This window comes from Streptomyces antnestii (assembly GCF_004005495.1).
Lineage (GTDB): Bacteria > Actinomycetota > Actinomycetes > Streptomycetales > Streptomycetaceae > Streptomyces > Streptomyces antnestii.
The window spans coordinates 85819-104040 of the sequence record NZ_RZYA01000008.1; the positions used below are offsets into that span (position 1 = coordinate 85819).

The window sequence follows — 18222 nt, forward strand, 5'->3', positions numbered from 1 at the left end:
CGGTCTCCTTCAGAAGGTGAGCAGTACTCATGTCAGTTGGTGGTGATCATGGCAAAACGGCATGATGGAGGCGTGAGTGCGAACTCGGGATCGATGGGAAAGCTGCGCCGGATGCCGGTGCAGCAGCGCAGTGCCGAGCGGTTCGGGCGGATTCTGGACGCCTGCGCGGGGCTCCTGGACGAGACCGGTTACCCCGGTCTGACGACGAAGGAGGTCGCGCGCCGGGCGGGCGTGCCGATCGGCACCTTCTACCAGTTCTTCGCCGGCAAGGAGAGCCTGATCGCCGCGCTCGCGGCGCGGAATCTCGACCTCTATCTCGAGCGGCTCGAACGGCGGTTCGCGGCCGAGTCGCCCGACAGCGTGGCCGGGGCGGTCGATCTCACGGTCGACGAATTCGTCGCGATGAAGCGGTCCGTGCCCGGATTCGGGGTGGTGGACTTCGGTGCGGGTGGCCGCGCGGACGTCGGTCTCGCCGGAGTCGCCCATGTCCTCGACGCCTCGGTCGACAACAACACCGCCGTCACCGAGCGGCTGCGCGCCGCGGCCGGTGGCCTGCTCGGGGGCGAGGACCGGCCGGACCTCGACGTGGCCGGACGGGTGGCCCTTGAATGCGCCGACGCCGTGCTCAAGCTGGCGTTCGGCAACGACCCCGACGGCGATCCCGTGCTGATCACCGAGTGCAAGCGCGTCCTGCGCTGCTACCTGGAGGACCGGTTCGGCTGAGCCGGTCGACGGTGGCCCGCCGCGGACATGGGCAGACCTGAGGGACCACGACCCTGTGCCACCACGGCTCCCGCACACGACTCCCCTAAACGTGAGTAGTCCTCATGTTTTGCGCGATCGTATCGGCACGACACCTCGCTCTGCCAGGTCCGGGCAGGGGTGACCTCGGGGCGACCGACCCCCTCAGCGCGGCCACGTCCCCTCCCGGCCGCCGGCCTGCTCGCCGGGGAACGCGTCCGCCTGGCCGCCGTCGACCGGGTGCCGGCGCGGGGTCAGTGCCGCCGAGAACGCGGTGAACAGTGACACGCGGGCCTCGTCGGTGCGGGTTCCGCGCAGCGACCATGTGAAGCCGACGAAGAGCAACAGTTGCCTCAGCAGCGCCGGGACCGTGAACGCGACGAGGGCCAGGATGCCGACCGGCGTCGAACCGTCCGGCCATTGAGGGACGAAGGGCATGAAGGACCTCCCGGGACCACGTCGGTTTCAGACCAGGTGACTGCTCCGAGTGCACCCCGATACGGTGATCCACCGTCAATTCCCGGACGCCTGGCCGGAGTTCCTGGACATCGGTTGAAGGTGCTCAGACGTCCGGGAAGGATGGCGAGGGTGTTCTGGACGTCCCTGGACAGTGCCGGACTCGCTCGCACATCCTGGACGCCGGTTCCGAACGGCACCGTGGAGAGGACGCTGTGGAGACGTGGCGGCAGTTCAGGTCGGCGCTGGTCGGGCTCATGCGGGACGGGGGTGTCACACCGGGGCAGATGGTGAAGGCCGCCGCGGTCCCGCCCCGTGCGCCCGCCGGCAGGGACGTACCGTCCTTCCCGGCCATCAGACGTTCCACCCTCTACGGCTATCTGAAGGAGAACGACGAACGGGTCGGCAACGGGGACTGGCAGGTCATCGACAACCTTCTGCGGTGCATCGCCTTCGTGGCCGAGGCCAACGGCAGAAGGCTCACCATCGACTACGGCTCCTGGCAGAGTGCCTGGCAGCGCTTGGTGGACCAGAAGGCGGCCCGGCGGCCGAGCATCCCCGCCGGCTGTTGGATCGGCAGCTGGGACGGCCAGGCGGACGCCGTCCTCGCGCAGTCCTCGGCGCAGGAGTTCACCGACTGGCCCCCGGGGCAGAGCCGACTCGACCTTCTGTCGCAAGCGGTGGCGCGCCTCGGCTCGGCCTACGAACCCCAGCTGGCGAAGGAGGCCGCCCAGCGGCTTGTCGACGGCGCGACGGCGGAGTTGGGCGAGGCCAGCGCCAAAACGCTTGCGGCCCGGCACGCGCTCGCCTTCTGGACCGGACACTCCGGATCGGTGCGGGACGCGCTGTCCCTGACGTCGAGCCTGCGCGCCGACTGCCGGGCGCATCTGGGTGACGACCACGTCCTCAGCCGACTGGCCGCCCTCCGGGAAGCGCTGTGGACCGGCTACACCGGTCGCTGGCACGAAGCCAACCGGCTCTACGTCGAAGCGGCCCGCACGGAGGCGAACCGCGCGGACCGGGACCCGGGCACCTGGCTCCTCGCACGCTGGGGCATGGCGCGCTCCGGCGGGCGCAAGGGCAACTGGACACACGCATACGTCGAGTTGGGCGAACTGCTGCCGTCCGTGACCGAGCACTTCGGGCCCGACCATCCGGCCTCGCTCGACGCGGGACACGCCTACGCCTGGTCCGCCGGGCGCGCCGGAAGGTCCCAGGAGGCATCCGCTCTACTGGCGGGGCTCGCGGACCAGGCCGACAGCGTCCTGGGTCCCGCTCATCCCGCCAGTCTGCGTCTTCGTATTTCCCTGGCCCACTGGACCCGTGTCGCCGGCGAGGTCGACCGGTCGCTGCCGATGGCCGCCGCCATCAACAGGCAGTGCGAGATGCTGTTGGGCCGGGACCATCACCTGACCATCCACGCGGCCGAGGTCGAAGCGCTCTGTCTCCTGGAGTCCGACCAGGACACGGCACTCACCGCCCTCTCCGACGTCGCAGCGCGCACAGAGCTGAGCTTCGGGGTCACGCACCCCCAGACACTGCAGGCGGCGTCCAACCACGCGGCAGCCCGGGCCGTCATCGAGGGACCGGAGCCTGTCCTCCCAGTCTTCAAGGATCTCGCCCAACGGATGAGCCAAGCCCTCGGGGACGAGCATCCCGACACGCTCCGGATCCGCATGAACGTCGTCGTCGCCACCCTGGACACGAAGGGTGCCCGGGCAGCCCAGCGGCTCTGCGAGCAGACCGTCGCCTCGCTCCGGAGGGTGCTGGGCGACGACCACCCCGAGACTCTCGCGGGGAGGGAACTCCTGGCGACCATCGCGACGTGGACGCGGCCGGCCTCGACGCCGAAAAAACAGCGCCCGGAACCATCATCGTGGTCCGACTCGGGATACTCCAGCAGTTCCGACCCCGGCGGAGGCTCGGCGAGCGATCGAGCCCTCAAATGCCGGATCACCCCGGTCAGTTGGCCCTCCGGGCCGGAGACGACACTCCATGTCCCGATTCCGCCGGGCGACGACCCGAACCCAACGCTCACCCAGCCGGACGGATTCGCCATCCTCCAGGCAATCGCCTCCATGCCGGTCAGCAGGTGGAGCTACCGGGGCGAGGAGCACGTCCAGCACCTCGGCCCGATGGCACAGGACTGGCACGCCGCATTCGGCCTGGGTCCGGACGATCGCTCCATCCACCTCGTCGACGTGAACGGCGTTTCCATGGTCGCGGTGCAGGCCCTGTACCGCATGGTGCAGGGCCTGCAGTCCGAAGTGAGCGAACTCCGGGCGCGGTTCAACCATGCTGCGCCCGCCGAGACGGATCGCGATCTCCCGGCCGATTCCCCGCCCGGCGCCCCGCATCCGTGATCAGTACGACGTCGGACACGGCGTCCCCTTGGACGTCGGTTCTGACTGCTCGGCGCGCCGCGTCAGGCCACCGCCTCCGCGACCAGATCGTCCTGCGGCTGCTCGGTACGCCGTGCCGGCGACAGGGCGAGCGCCAGCAGCAGGCCTGCGAGGGAGGCGCCGGCGGCCACCAGGAAGCCGACCCGGATGCCGCCGTCGGTGTAGAAGACGAAGCCGTGCGCGACAGTCGCGATGTGTGAGTTGAGGACGGTGAACGCGACGACCGGCAGGATCGCGGGGACCACGCCCTGGAACACCTGGACCATGCTCGACATCGAGGCTTGCAGGTCACGGGGAACCGCATCGATGACCAGGTTCGGGACGGCGGCGTAGGCCATCCCCAGGCCCAGGCCCTCGATGAGTGCCCAGGTGATGAGCGGAGCCTTCGCGTCGTGCGACACGGCGGTCAGCACGGCGCCGGCCGTCAGCAGCAACTGACCTGCGACCATCAGGAGTCCGGGCCGTATACGGCGGACCGTCAGGCCCACGACGAGCCCGCCGACGACCGCGCCGATCCCGACCGGGGCCTGGAAGAGCGCGAACCCCTTGGCGTCGACGCCGAAGCCGTAACCCAGCCCAAGGACGGCCGGCGTCATGCACATCATCGGCAGCAGCGTGGTGAAGACAGCGGTGCTCCCGGTCGACAGACCCGCCGTCAGTGCGGTGAGGATCACCGGACGCCGCTTGAAGAACCGCAGGTCGATCAGTGGTTCGCGGCCGGCGAGGGCCTGCCCGGCCCATACGGCGAGCAGCACCGCGCCACCCGCGAGGCAACCGAGCGTCCGCCCCGCGCCCCATCCCCAGGTCGGACCGAAGCTGACGCCGACCAGGAGGCCGGCGAGACCGGTCCCGAGCAGCAGCGCACCGAGGAAGTCGAGCCGCGAGTGGGCTCGGACCGAACTCTCCTCGGTCGTCACGACGATGAGCACCAGCAGGACGGCCAGGCAGATCACAAAGAACCAGAAGACGCCGCTGTACCCCCAACTGCCCAGCAGCCAGCCCGTGAGCCACGGCGACGGAATCGCGATCAGGCCCATTCCGCTGGTCACGATGGAGACCGACATCGCCAGCGTGCGCGGCGGATACACATCGCGCATCAGCGAGTACGACAGGAACATGCACGGGACCAGGAGACCCTGCAGAGCCCGGCCCGCGATGAGGACGCCGTAGCTCGGTGCGACGGCGGAGAGCAGCGCGCCGAGGGCGGCCCCGGCGACCGCGACGAGCAGCAGTCTGCGCTTGCCGTACATGTCGGCGAGTTTGCCGAGCAGTGGGCTGAGCACCGCCCCGGCGAGGAGGAAGGCGGTGAGCAGCCATGCCCCCTGGGTGGTCCGGAAGTGAGCGCTGATCTGCGGTAGGGCCGTCGAGATCATCTGGTAGTTGACGGCGAGGAGTTCCAGGACTCCGACCATCGAGACGAGGGAGAGTACGAGGCGGAGCGACCAGCCTTCGTTCTGTCGTGCCACGTCAGTGGATTGACTGCTCATCGGGCAGACCTTTCGGCGAGCGGTGAGAGACAGGGGGTGGCCACAGTGGTCGGGATGGGACGCGCCGACGCGCTCGACCGACCAAACGTTTGCTTGATGAGGGAACGTAAGGTTCCGGCCACAGGGCGTCAATCCGCCGGGAACGCTCCTTTCGCTCCGCGAGTGGCGTTTTCCCGGCTACCGGGAGATCCGGCGTGTGTCGCCCGGCACGGCCGCCCTACGGTCCTGCTCTCATCCGCCGACGGCAAGGGGACGACGACATGAGTGCCACCGGTACGGTCCGCCCGTGCGCAGCAAGGGACATCGGGACCTGGGACCTCACCGCGGACGTGGTGGTCGCCGGGTACGGCGTGGCGGGAGCCGCGGCCGCAGTGGAGGCCGCGACGGAGGGGGCCGAGGTGCTGGTCCTGGAGCGGGCCGGCGGCTGGGGCGGCGCCGCCGCCCTGGCCGGCGGCTTCATCTACCTGGGCGGCGGCACCGCCCTGCAGAAGGCCTGCGGGTTCGACGATTCACCCGAGGCGATGTCCGCGTTCCTGATGGCGGCGATGGGCCCCGGGGCCGACGCGGCGAAGATATCCGCCTACTGCGAGGGCAGCGTCGCGCATTTCGACTGGCTGGTCGAGTGCGGCGTGCCGTTCAAGCCGGTCTTCTACGGCGAGCCCGCGTGGGAGCCCGCCGCCGACGAGGGCCTGATGTACTCCGGCGGCGAGAACGCCCACCCGTTCGACGAGATCGCCCAGCCCGCCCCGCGCGGCCACCTCCCGCAGATGAGCGACAAGCGCACCGGCGAGCGCGGCGGCGGGTACATGCTGATGAAGCCACTGGTGGAGACAGCCGAGCGACTCGGCGTCAAAGCTCGCTACGACACCAGGGTCGAGCAGCTGGTGGTGGAACAGGACGGCCGCGTGTGCGGCGTCGTCGCCCGTACTTACGGGCAGCGGGTCACGGTCCGGGCCCGGCGCGGCGTGGTGCTCGCCTCTGGCAGCTTCACCTACAACGAGGACATGCTGGCGGCCCACGCCCCACTGCTCCTTGACCGCCCCGGCTCGGCGGTGGAGGAGCACGACGGGCTCGCGGTCCGACTGGCGCAGGCGCTCGGCGCCGGGATCGCGCACATGGACGCCTGCGAGGTCGCCATCCACATGGACCCGCAGTACCTGATCCGCGGGATCGTGGTCAACGACCGCGGCCAGCGGTTCATCAACGAGGACACCTACCCCGGCCGGATCGGCCAGGCCGCCCTGTACAAGCAGGAGAACCAGACCTTCCTGGTCCTCGACGAGGAAGGCTTCGAGCAGGCCCGCAAGGCCTCCGCCGCGCCGGAGATCCTGCAACTGCAGCCTAAATGGGTGTGCGAGTCGGCGGCGGAGCTTGCGAGCGAGATGGGGCTGCCGCCCGGCGCCCTTGAGGCGACGCTGGAGGTCTACAACCGGCACGCCGAAGGGGGCCAGGACCCGCTGCTGCACAAGGCCTCGCGCTGGGTGCGGCCGCTGCGCGGCCCGTTGGGTGCCGTGGACCTGCGAGGGATGACCTCGGGCTTCGCCCTCGGCGGACTCACCACCAGTACGGACTCCGAGGTACTGCATGTGAACGGGGAGCCGATCCCCGGCCTGTTCGCAGCGGGGCGGGCGACCGCGGGCATCGCCGCCTGGGGCTATGCCAGTGGCGCCTCGCTCGGCGACGGCAGCTTCTTCGGCCGCCGAGCAGGACGCAGCGCCGCGCGAGCGTGACACGTCGCTCCGCACCGATCCGAACCCAGGGAATTCCACGCCCTGACCTCGGCAGCGCCACGCGGCGTTGCCGAGGCCAGGTCGGTGCATCAGCCGATCCGGACACGCCCCCGTTCGCAGGGCAGGTGTTGGTCAGGTTCCGGTCTGCTCCCTCTGCGCCGCCTGCCGCTCCTGGTTCCGCGGCTCCGGATCGGAACCCGTACGTCGCGGTATGAGCAGCAGCGCCACGAAGGAGAGCACACAGCAGCCCACGATGTAGACGCTGATACCGATGCTCGATCCGGTGTCCTCAAGGATCGCCGCGGCGATCAGTGGTGCGGGGCCGCCCGCGATGACCGAGGCGAGCTGGTAGCCGAGGCCGGCGCCGCTGTAGCGGACGTTGGTGCCGAAGCCCTCCGCGATGAGCGCGGCCTGGGGGCCGTACTGCATGTCGTGGAAGGCCAGGGACAGCACGATCGCCAGCAGGACCAGGCCCGCCGACCCGGTGTTCAGGAGCGCGAAGTACGGGAACGCGAAGGCGGCGACGCAGGCGATCCCGATGCCGTACATAAGGCGGCGGCCGATGCGGTCGGAGAGGTGGCCGAAGACGGGGATGGAGACGAGTCCGACGGCGGCCGCGACGAGCGTGTCGTCGAGGAGCTCGCCGCGCTCGAGGCCTAGGTGTTCCGTCCCGTAGGTGAGCACGAAGGTGATGAAGAGGTAGAACGGGGCCTGCTCGGAGAGGCGGACGAACGCCGAGGTGAGGACCTCGCGCCACTGGTGGCGCAGCACGTCCCAGGCCGGCATCCGCACGACAGCCTGGGCGCTCTTGACCGCCGCGAAGTCGGGGCTCTCCACGACCCGCAGGCGGACGTACAGGCCGACGGCGACGAGGACGGCGCTCGCCAGGAAGGGGATGCGCCAGGCCCAGCTCTCGAAGCCGTCGCCGGTGGCCGAGGTCATCCAGCGCACCATGCCGGTCGAGGCAAGGAGTCCGAGCGGCACACCCATCTGCGGCCAACTGGCCATCAGGCCACGGCGTTTCTTCGTCCCCCACTCCATGGCGAGCAGGACCGAGCCGCCCCATTCGCCACCGACACCGATGCCCTGGACGACCCGGAGGACGACGAGCAGGACCGGCGCGGCGAGACCGATCGACCCGTACGTGGGCAGGCAGCCGATGAGGACCGTGCTCACGCCCATCATGACGAGCGTGATGACGAGGGTGGACTTACGGCCGACCCGGTCGCCGAAGTGTCCGAAGATCGCGGCGCCGACGGGGCGGGCGGCGAAGCCGACGAACTGTGTGGCGAAGGAGGCGAGAACACCGGTGTACGCGGACTGGCCGGGGAAGAACAGATGCGGGAAGACGAGCGCCGCGGCCGTGCCGTAGAGGAAGAAGTCGTACCACTCGATGGCGGTGCCCACGGTGCTGGCGACGACGGCTCGGTTGCGGTGGCTGCGTGTGTCGGGCGAGGGTGCGGTGCTCGTGCCCACGGCAAATCCCCTGTCTTCGGCGGTTGGCCAGCATGGGGGGAGGCTGCCGTGAGGGTGCTCCTTGAACCTGGACATGTCAAGGAACCGGGGCTCCCCCTGGCCCCTCAAGGCGAAGACTGCACCGCGTTCACCGGGGTGCCGGTCGTCGAATTCACGATCAACCGGTGAACGGTACGGGCGTGCCCCCTGGTCCGAGGGGGTAGTTGGGCAGGGACCCGGGGGGGGGAGGGCTGTTGTGGCGCGGGTGGTGCTGGTGCACGGGGTGGCTCAGCAGTTCGAGGGGCCGGAGCTGTTGTCGTTGCGTCTGGGTGCCGCGCTCCGTGACGGGGTGAGGCTGGCCACCGGGACGGCTCTGCAGGCGGAGGCCGTGGCGTGCGCGTGCTACGGGTACTTCTTCGTCGAGCCAGGGACGCTGTCGGGTGATCTCCCGGCGTGGAACGAGCGCGATGTGGAGCACGGACTGGAGGCCGAACTCCTCGACGCGTGGTGCCGCCGGGCGGTGGAGATCGACGACGCGGTGCCGCCTGCCGTCGAGGAGGGGACGCGAGGGCCGGCCGGGTACGCCGCGTCCCGGCTGCTGCTCTCCCGGTGGGTGCGTGAGCGGCTGAACGCTCTGACGGAGGCCCGGTTCTTCCAGCCGGTGTCGGAGCGGATGCTGATCGGCGAGCTGAAGCAGGCTGGACGGCGCCGTCGCCCGCTTCCAATGCCGCACCGTCCAACGCCTCGACGCCGGTGACCACATCATCTTCCTCGGCGAGGTCGAACAGTGCGAGTCCGACGGCGGCGCCCCACTGGTGTTCCACTCGGGGTACTGCCACGTGGCGACGAAGCATCCGGATCTGTGACCGGTGAGCCGGGCCGGTCACGCTCGGTCTGCTCGACGGGTCACTTCATTCGTCCCATTGGCCGAGGAAGACGTCGGCCATGTCGGTGCCGGGTTCGGTGGCTCCGAGGGCTTGTTCGGTCCAGATGATCTTGCCGCGGGTGGTGTAGCGGGTACCCCAGTGCCGGGCGAACTGGGCGACGAGAAACAGTCCGCGCCCGCCCTCGTCGGTGGCCTTGGCCCGCCGCAGGTGGGGCGAGGTGCTGGAGCCGTCGGCGACCTCGCAGATCAAGTGGTTGCGGTCGTGCAGCAGGCGGAGCCGGATGGGCTGGGTGCCGTACCGGATGGAGTTGGTGACCAGCTCGCTGACGATCAGCTCCGTGGTGAATCCGATCTCCGCAAGGCCCCAGGCCTCCAGCTGACGTGCGGCCTCGGCCCGGACGGTGGCGACAGCCGCGGGGTCGGAGGGCACGTCCCAGGCGGCGACCCGCTCGGGGTCCAGCAGCCGGGTGCGGGCGACGAGCAGCGCCACGTCGTCGCGGGGGCGCTCGGGCAGCAGGGCGTCGAGTACGGCCTGGCAGGTCTCCTCGGGTGTGCGTTCCGGGTGGCCGGCCAGGGCGGTGCGCAGCAGATCCAGGCCGGTGCCGAGGTCGCGGTCGCGGTCCTCGATGAGCCCGTCGGTGTACAACACCAGCCGGGAGTCGGCGGGCAGCTGCAGTTCGGCGGTCTCGAACGGCAGGTTGGCGCCCAGGCCCAGCGGCGGGGAGACCGGCAACTCCAGGAAGGTGACGGTGCCGTCGGGGCGGACCAGGGCTGGGCCCAGGTGGCCGGCGGTGGCGATGGCGGCCCGCCCGGTGGCGGGGTCGTAGACGGCGTACAGGCAGGTGGCGCCGGTGACCCCCGGTCCGTCCTGATCGGCGGCGGCCTGGTCGCTGTCGATGTGGGCGACCAGCTCGTCCAGGTGGCCGAGCAGCTCGTCGGGAGCCAGGTCCAGGGCGGAGAAGTTGTGCACCGCGGTGCGCAGGCGCCCCATGTTCGCCGCGGCGTGCAGGCCGTGCCCGACCACGTCCCCGACGACCAGGGCCACCCGCGCGCCCGGCAGCGGAATGATGTCGAACCAGTCGCCGCCCACCCCGGCGCGGGCGGGCAGATAGCGATGGGCCACCTCCAGGGCGGACTGCTCGGGCAGAGCGCGGGGCAGCAGGCTGCGCTGGAGGGTGACGGCCATGTTGTGCTCGCGGGTGTAGCGGCGGGCGTTGTCGATCGCCAACGCCGCCCGGGCGGCCAGCTCCTCGGCGGCGGACAGGTCGTCGTGCTCGAAGGGTTCATGGTCCGAGCGCCAGAAATCGGCTATCCCCAGCACCACGCCGCGGGCTCGCAGTGGCACCGAGATCAGGGAACGGATGCCGTAGTCGAGGACCCTCCGGGCGTGTTCCGGATCCTGGGCGTGCCAGCCGTCGGAGGTGGCCAGGTCGGCCATGAGGACCGCGCGGCCGGCGGCTATGGGGTTGGTGGGCAGGAATCGGATCAGCTCCCCCACGGGGTAGAGGGGCGGGTCGTCGCGGATGCCGCGGAAGGCGGTGCGGCGCATTTCGGTGTACCCCCCGGCCGGCTCGTCGCCGCGCAGGACCGGGTCAAGGAGTTCGACGGTGACGAAGTCGGCAAATCTGGGGACCGCCACTTCGGCCAGTTCCTCGGCGGTGCGTGTCACGTCCAGCGTGGTGCCGATCCGTACCCCGGCGTCGTAGAGCAGCCGCAGCCGCTCCCGGGCCACCTCGGCCCGGCCTGCCAGCGCCCGTAGCTCGGTGGTGTCGCGCAGCGTCGCGACGATGCCCGGCCCGCCCCCGTGCGGTTCGGTGGGCCGGATGTTGACCGCAAGCAGCCGATCCCCGGCCGGATGGACCTCGTCGGTGGCCGAGCGCCCCGAGACCAGCACACCGGCCATCTCCGGCTCCAGGCCCAGCTCGCCGACCTGGCGCCGCTCCGCGTCCGCCGGCAGGTCGAGGAGGCGCCGCGCCTCGTCGTTGGCCAGCACCAGCTGCCCGTCACCCCCGATGATCAGCACTCCCTCCCGCACGGCGTGCAGCACCGCGGTGTGGTGCTCGTACATCCGGGTCATCTCCGCCGGGTCCAGGCCGTGAGTCTGCCGGCGCAGCCGTCGGCCGACCAGCGCCGACCCGCCCGTGGCCAGGGCCAGCGCGCCGACGGCGGAGGCGAACATGACCGGCAGGTGCCTGACGAGGGCTTCGTTCATGGTCTCGACCTTGACCCCGGCGGACACGACCCCGGCGACCGAGCCGTCGGCCCTGGTGACGGGGACGGCGGCGATCACCGAGGGGCCCTGACTACCGGAGAAGGTCGCTGTGACGGTCTTGCCGGCCACCACGTCCTCGAAGAGCTTGCGGGGGCCGACGATGTGCTTTCCGATCAGGTTCGGGTCGGGGTGGGTGTAACGGATCCCGGCTGTGCTGGAAACGACGATCGCGTCGACACCGGCCCCCTTACGGGCCTCTTCGGCCAGCGGCTGCAGCACCGCCGTCGGGTCCGGGCTGTGGAGCGCCGGCACCATCCCCGGGGCGTGCGCAAACGCCTCGGCGGCGGCGATCGACCGGTGGCGGGCATCCTGCGTGGTGTCGTGCCGGACCTGCACCACGAGCGCCACCACTGCGGCGGCGACCAGTAGCAGCACGGTCACGATCTGCAGCAGGAACACCTGGCCGGCGACGGTGCGCGCACTCAGCAGGGATCCCAGGCGCCGCCCCGGCGACCGGTGCTGAGCCTCCTGCTCGTCCTTGGGCCGAGTCATCATCCAGTTCCCCGATACGGAACGTCACGCCGACGCCGCGCACCCCAACCGGTCACCAGGTGGGAGGACGGCATCAAGGAGAAGTAGGGGAAATACGCATGCATGTTCATATTTTCCTCCATATTTTGCCGTGTTGCCGATCAGAAGGAGGTCACCGGCGTGCCGAGCACGGCCTCAATCTGTGACAGGGGTGTGACGCAGAGTCCGTTGCGATGGGCGATATGCGGTGGTGATGATGGATGGCATGGCTGAGCACGGGGGTGCGGCAGGCGAGCCGCGGCGCGTACCGAGGTCGCGTCTCGCGGACTACGCGGAGATGAGCGGGGCACCTGCCACAGGCTCGGGCGCGACGCCAGGGCAGCCCGATCGCTTACCGCAGCCACCCTCGCCCGCACAGGCGGCGCCCGACCCGGCCCCCGAGCCGGTTGGCCCGCATCCGGCGGCCGAGGAGTCCGAAGTGGCCGCGCGCAGAAGGGCGTTCGCCCGGATACTCGGCGAGTTCCGGCGGACGGCGGTACTCGTGCCGCTGGCGGACGAACCGGGCCCGGAGGAGGAACGCGGGCTGCTGACCGCCGACTTCAACGGCATCCGGTTCATCCTCGCGTTCTCCGACGAGCAGGCGCTGGCCCGTTACGCGCGGGCCCGTGGCGAGTTCTCCCGCGAGTGGTCCTGTCGCACGGTCCTCGGCGCGAGGCTGCTGGACGTGGCGGTGCCGGCGGCGGGTGTGCCGTGCGGTGTGGCCCTTGACTGTGCGGACGGACCCGACGGGATGGTGTTCCCGCCAGTGAGGGGAATCGTTCCGGACGAGGCGGCGGTCGACCGTGACATCGACGAGGGCGAGGGGGACGTCGCATGACCGGCAGCGGCGGTGGCGGCAAGGATCTGAAGGCAGCCGGTCTGGGGCTGATCGCCAAGGGACTGACCGAGGCGCTGGCCGAGTTGAAGGAGCTCGGCATGGTTGGCGAGGCCGGGGCCGGGCGCGGCTTCTCCGACATCGCCCTGTCCGGCTTGGAGTTGGGCCACGAGGGGATGACCGGGGACTTCAAGTCGTTCTGCGAGCGCTGGGAGTGGGGTGTGCGCTCCCTGGTGAACGAGGGCAACGCGTTCGCCGTGAAGACCGGCCTGTCGGCGGGCACTTACCACGAGACCGAGCAGTACGTGGAGGGCTCTTTCAAGGTCGTCGCCAACTCGGCGATCGGCAACCCTTACGCGACGGAGGAAGAGGTCACCCAGCAGGGCTGGGGCGACATCGCCAAGTCCGGGGCGTACGGCGGTGTGGACTACAGCAAGGAGTCCTTCGACCAGGCCATGACCAACAGTGCGCAGGGCTGGAAGGACGCCGGGCGCGACGTCATGACCTCGCACACCGTCGGCCCTGGGGGCCTGAACCCGGAGAACCTGCACGGCGCCGCCGGGGTCTCCGACGACGAGTACAACAAGTGGCTCGACGACACCTTCGGCCCCTCCCCCGAGGAACGGGCGAAGGCGGCCGAGCAGCAGCAGGGCGGGGGCGAGGGCTGATGGGGCTCGGCGACATCGTCGACGGCGTCAAAGGCGGTATCAACAAAGGGCTTTCGGTCGGTGAGGACCTCATCGACGAGGGCAAGAAGAAGGTCGGCGAGGGCGTCGACTACGCCACGAACAAGGTCGGCGACGGTCTGGACCACGTCGGCCTGCACGACGCCGCCGACGCGGTGGAGGACTGGGGCGACGACGTCGCCTCCGACCTCGGCGCCACCCCCGGTGAGCAGCAGCTCGGGCAGACGGAGGAGGCCGACGAGCTCGTCCACGGCAAGCCGGACAAGATCCGCGAGTCCGCCCAGCACCTCAAGGACTTCCACACCGCCTTCGACCACGTCTCTCAGGGGATGAAGAGGGTCGACTCGTCCGGCTGGGCGGGCGAGGGCGGGGACGCGTTCCGCAAGAAGTTCGGCGTGCACCCCACCAAGTGGGCCGAGGCCGCCGACGCCTGCGAGCAGGCGGCCGGCGCCCTGGACGCGTACGCCGACGCGGTGAGGTGGGCTCAGGGCAAGGCCAAGGAGGCCGTAGCGCTCTACAAGAAGGGGCGGACGGCGTCGAAGGACGCGGTCGACGCGTACAACAAGAAGGCCGACGCCTACAACGCCAAGATCACGGCGAACGAGGACCCGGGGCCCAAGCCCGAACCGTTCCAGGATCCCGGCAAGGCCGACATCAAGAAGGCCCACGAGACCCTCGCCGAGGCCCGTAAGCAGCGCAACACCGCCGCGTCCGACGCCCAGGGCAAGGTCAAGGCCGCCCTCGCCCACGCCCCCGCCGAACCCCCGCCGCTCGACCGGCTCGGCAACACCGTCCTCGACGCCTACCAGGCCTACAACATCGAAACCGCCCACGTCGTCGGCGGCGCCCTCAAAGGCACCGCGGGTCTGCTCAACTTCGCCCGCGGCCTCAACCCCACCGACCCCTACAACCTCACCCACCCCGCCGCGTACATGCAGAACGTCTCCATGACGCTCTCCGGCCTCGTCTCCACCGCCGCCCACCCCGAACGCATCGTCACCACCGCCATCGAGGGCTTCAAGAAGGACCCCTCCGAATTCGTCGGCCGCCTCATCCCCGAACTCATCGGCACCAAGGGCGCCGGTCTCGCCCGCAGCGGACTGCGGCTCGGGCTCAAGACCGCGGCGAAGGAAGGCCTTGAAAAAGGTGCCGAGAACGCGGTGCGCCGCGAGGCGCGCGACGCCGCCGAACGCAGTCCGCACGCCACCTCGCGGCATCCTGGGGAGCGCACCTGCGAGAAGGACCCGGTGGATGTCGCCACAGGCTGCGTGTTGCTGTCCCAGACCGATGTCAGCCTGCCCGCGGTTCTGCCGCTCGTCCTCAAGCGCGAGTTCTCCTCCGCCTACCGCTCGGGACGATGGTTCGGCCCGTCTTGGTCCTCCACCATCGACCAACGCCTGGAAATCGACGCGGAAGGGATCACCTTCGTCGGTGAGGACGGCCTCCTCCTGACCTACCCTCATCCTGCTCCGGGCGTACCCACGATGCCTCGACACGGCAGCTCACGCTGGCCTCTGGATCGCGAGGCGGACACCTACACCATCACCGACTCTGCCGGCGGTCGCACGTGGCATTTCGAGGACACCACGCACGGCACCGCGCTGCTCCAACAGCTCGACGATCGCAACGGGAACTGGATCCGCTTCGAGTACGACGAGGACGGCACTCCTCGCGCCCTGGAACACAGCGCCGGCTATCGCCTCACCATGTCGTGCGACGAAGGACGTGTGACAGCGCTCTACCTCGTCGGTGCCGGGCCCGCGGGAAGCGATCAAGAGCTCCTGAGTTACAGCTACAGCTCCGGCGGGCACCTCGCCGGGATCGTGAACTCCTGCGCTCACCCCACGGAGTTCACCTACGACGAGCGCGGCAGGATCACCACCTGGACCGACACCAACGGCCGTTCCTTCACCTATGCCTACGACGAGCAGAATCGCTGCAGCTCCCAATCCGGGGAGGCCGGACACCAGCGGTCGGTCTTCACCTACAGTCCCGTCGATGCCGCGACAGGGCAGAGAACGACCACCATCACCGACTCGTTCGGCCACGACACACAGTTCGTGATCAACAAACGGAGCCAGGTGGTCGCGCGGATCGATCCATCGGGCCATACCACCCGCTTCGCACGCGACGCCCGCAACCGCCTCCTGGAACACACAGACCCACTCGGCCACACGATGAGACTGGAGTACGACGAGGCCGGCAACCTCGTCACCGTGACTCGCCCCGACGGACGCTCGTCCCGCGCCGAGTACAACGACGTGGGGCTTCCGGTCAAGGTCACCGGTCCGGACGGCACCGTCACCCGGCAGACCTACGACGACCGCGGCAACTGCACCTCCGTCGGCAGCGGGCCCGGTCAGGAGAAGCTTTACACCTACGACGAGGCCGGGCGGCTCACCTCCGTCACGGACCCCATGGGGCACCGCAACACGATCCACTCCAACCGGGCCGGTCTGGCCGTGGAAGTGACCGACCCGCTGGGAGCGGTGACACGCTACGAGCGTGACGCCTTCGGCAGGCCGACCACGATCACCGACCCGGTCGGAGCCTCGGCACAGCTGGCCTGGACACGCGAGGGCCACCTCAGTCGCTACACCGCGCCCGACGGCGCAGTCGAATCCTGGACCTACGACGGGGAAGGGAACTGCACCAGCCACACCGATGCACTGGGCGGCACATCGCGATCGGAGTACACCCACTTCGACTTGCTCTCCGCTCGGACAGGCCCGGACGGCGCCCGCCACGAATTCCGCCACGACACGGAGCTGCGCCTGACCGCCGTGGTCAACCCACAGGGTCTGACGTGGAGTTACGTCTACGACCCCGCGGGCAATCTGATGTCCGAGACCGACTTCGACGGCCGTCGCCTCGACTACACGTACGACGCGGCAGGCCACCTGACGTCCAGCACCGACGCCTCCGGGCAGACCGTGCGCTACGAACGGGACTTCCTCGGACAGGTGACCCGCAAGGATGTCGAGGGGCATGTCACCGAATTCGCCTACGACCTCACCGATCAGCTGGCCCAGGCCACCAGCCCGGACTGCACGCTGACACTGCTGCGTGATCGCTTCGGCCGTCTGCGTTCCGAAACCGTCAACGGGCGCACCATTTCCTATACGTACGACGAGTGGGGCAGGCAGATCGGCCGCACCACTCCGTCCGGCGCCACCACCACCTGGCAGTACGACGCGGTGGGCCGTCCGACCCGGATGACCGCCGCGGGCCGCACCATCGACTTCGCCTACGACGCGGCCGGCCGCGAAGTCTCCCGCCGCATCGGCGAATCCCTCTCCTGGAACAGCCAGTTCGACGAGGTCGGACGCCTCACGGCCCGGACCGTCGCGGCGAGCACACGCAGCCGCCCAATCCAACAGCACTCCTACACCTACCGGGCCGACGGCCACCTCACGGGCATAGATGACGAATCCGACGGACCACGGCGCATCAGCCTCGACCCGTCCGGCCGCGTCACGGCCATCCAGGCCACCGACTGGAGCGAGACCTACGCCTATGACGAGGCCGGCAATCAGGTCTTCGCCTCGTGGCCGCCGAACCACCCTGGCCACGAGGCCACCGGCCCCCGCTCCTACACCGGGACTCGGCTCACAGGCGCCGGCACGGTCCGCTACGAGCACGACGCTCAGGGACGCGTCACGTTGCGCCAGAAGCCCCGGCTGTCCCGCAAGCCGGACACCTGGCGCTACGAGTGGGATCCCGAGGACCGACTGATCGGCACCGTCACGCCGGACGGCACCCGTTGGCGCTACACCTACGATCCGCTCGGGCGCCGCACCAGCAAGGTACGCCTGGCCGATGACGGCGAAACCGTCATCGAGCGCACCGATTTCACCTGGGACGGCACCACCCTGTGTGAACAGACCACTGTCTCCGCACACGCCCCCCACCCAGTAATCCTCACCTGGGACCACCGCGGCCTGCACCCGATCACACAGACCGAGAGAGTCATCAATGCGGAGACGCGGCAGAGCGAGATCGACGCCCGGTTCTTCGCCATCATCACCGACTTGGTCGGCACCCCCACGACGCTCGTGGACGAAGACGGCGACATCGCCTGGCGGACCCGGCGCACCCTGTGGGGCACGACGGCGTGGGCCGTCGGCAACTCGGCCTACACCCCGCTGCGCTTCCCAGGACAGTATTTCGATCCCGAAACGGGCCTGCACCACAACCACTTCCGCCAGTACGACCCGGAAACCGCTCGCTATCTCACCTCCGACCCGCTCGGACTCGCCCCGGCCCCCAACCCGTCCGTATACGTCCACAACCCGCACCTGTGGGCCGATCCGCTGGGCCTGACGCCCTGCGAAGACGCGGCGAAGAACGCCCAGGCGGACAAGACGACCCCTCTCGGAAAGGAAATACCAACCCGTGACGAGGCGTCTGTCGGCAGTACGACGAACCACAATTACAAGCAGACGTTCTTCGACGAACACCCGGAACTCAAAGGCAAGGTGGTTGTCCATCACGCCATCGAGCAGCAGGTCCTGAAACGCTACCCGGGCCTGTTCTCCCCGAACGAAATACACTCGCTCGAGAACTTGCGCGGGATCCCCAAAGGGGATATCAACAGCAGAATCCATCTCAGTGAGATCCGCGTGTCCTGGAACGAGTTTTACAGAACCCATCCCAACCCCACGCGGCAAGAGGTACTGGACCACGTCACACACGTGGATGATAGCCTGGGCAACTGGTTCAATCCTCGCATCAGATGATCGACAGAAAATGGAGAACAGGC

Annotated in this window: 12 protein-coding genes; 8 read left to right on the forward strand and 4 right to left on the reverse strand. The window is 69.6% G+C overall.

Annotation, left to right across the window (positions count from 1 at the left end; genetic code table 11):
- The first annotated feature begins 93 nt into the window (after positions 1-93).
- Entirely contained in the window at positions 94-723 is a 630-nt protein-coding gene (locus EOT10_RS18580) for a TetR/AcrR family transcriptional regulator (protein ID WP_127829541.1), read from the forward strand.
- A 183-nt stretch (positions 724-906) separates the two neighbouring features.
- On the opposite strand, the gene EOT10_RS18585 is transcribed toward EOT10_RS18580, so the two are convergent.
- A complete protein-coding gene (locus EOT10_RS18585; protein ID WP_127829358.1) occupies positions 907-1179 on the reverse strand; it encodes a hypothetical protein in 273 nt (90 codons plus the stop codon).
- A gap of 233 nt (positions 1180-1412) precedes the next feature.
- On the opposite strand from EOT10_RS18585, the gene EOT10_RS18590 reads away from it, so the two are divergent.
- Positions 1413-3560: a tetratricopeptide repeat protein gene (locus EOT10_RS18590; protein ID WP_127829359.1), complete on the forward strand. Its 2148-nt coding sequence runs from the start codon at positions 1413-1415 to the stop codon at positions 3558-3560.
- Between the two features lie 62 nt (positions 3561-3622).
- On the opposite strand, the gene EOT10_RS18595 is transcribed toward EOT10_RS18590, so the two are convergent.
- Positions 3623-5065 carry an MFS transporter gene (locus tag EOT10_RS18595; protein WP_223281055.1) on the reverse strand — a complete coding sequence of 481 codons (1443 nt, stop codon included), beginning with the start codon at positions 5063-5065 and terminating at the stop codon, positions 3623-3625.
- 281 nt (positions 5066-5346) lie between these two features.
- On the opposite strand from EOT10_RS18595, the gene EOT10_RS18600 reads away from it, so the two are divergent.
- The gene (locus EOT10_RS18600; protein WP_127829361.1) at positions 5347-6816 is read left to right on the forward strand and encodes an FAD-dependent oxidoreductase; all 1470 of its coding nucleotides are present in this window, start codon (positions 5347-5349) and stop codon (positions 6814-6816) included.
- A gap of 132 nt (positions 6817-6948) precedes the next feature.
- Here EOT10_RS18600 and EOT10_RS18605 read toward each other — a convergent pair whose 3' ends face one another.
- The gene (locus EOT10_RS18605; protein WP_223281056.1) at positions 6949-8292 is read right to left on the reverse strand and encodes an MFS transporter; all 1344 of its coding nucleotides are present in this window, start codon (positions 8290-8292) and stop codon (positions 6949-6951) included.
- 235 nt (positions 8293-8527) lie between these two features.
- Between EOT10_RS18605 and EOT10_RS18610 the strand changes: the two genes are divergently transcribed.
- Both EOT10_RS18610 and EOT10_RS43155 read left to right on the forward strand, forming a co-directional pair.
- Entirely contained in the window at positions 8528-9028 is a 501-nt protein-coding gene (locus EOT10_RS18610) for a hypothetical protein (RefSeq protein ID WP_127829363.1), read from the forward strand.
- Entirely contained in the window at positions 8970-9137 is a 168-nt protein-coding gene (locus tag EOT10_RS43155) for a flavin reductase family protein (protein ID WP_223281099.1), read from the forward strand. The genes EOT10_RS18610 and EOT10_RS43155 overlap by 59 nt, the downstream gene beginning before the upstream one ends.
- Positions 9138-9182: 45 nt before the next feature.
- Here EOT10_RS43155 and EOT10_RS18620 read toward each other — a convergent pair whose 3' ends face one another.
- Entirely contained in the window at positions 9183-11921 is a 2739-nt protein-coding gene (locus EOT10_RS18620) for a SpoIIE family protein phosphatase (RefSeq protein ID WP_127829364.1), read from the reverse strand.
- Positions 11922-12153: 232 nt separating this feature from the next.
- On the opposite strand from EOT10_RS18620, the gene EOT10_RS18625 reads away from it, so the two are divergent.
- From EOT10_RS18625 to EOT10_RS18635, 3 genes are read left to right on the forward strand one after another with little or no spacing between them, the layout of a single operon-like run.
- Positions 12154-12777: a hypothetical protein gene (locus EOT10_RS18625; RefSeq protein ID WP_431313301.1), complete on the forward strand. Its 624-nt coding sequence runs from the start codon at positions 12154-12156 to the stop codon at positions 12775-12777.
- Positions 12774-13442 (forward strand): hypothetical protein, encoded by a 669-nt coding sequence (locus EOT10_RS18630; RefSeq protein ID WP_127829366.1) that lies wholly within the window; start codon positions 12774-12776, stop codon positions 13440-13442. The genes EOT10_RS18625 and EOT10_RS18630 overlap by 4 nt, the downstream gene beginning before the upstream one ends.
- A complete protein-coding gene (locus EOT10_RS18635) occupies positions 13442-18199 on the forward strand; it encodes a putative T7SS-secreted protein (protein ID WP_127829367.1) in 4758 nt (1585 codons plus the stop codon). The genes EOT10_RS18630 and EOT10_RS18635 overlap by 1 nt, the downstream gene beginning before the upstream one ends.
- The last annotated feature ends 23 nt before the right edge of the window (positions 18200-18222 follow it).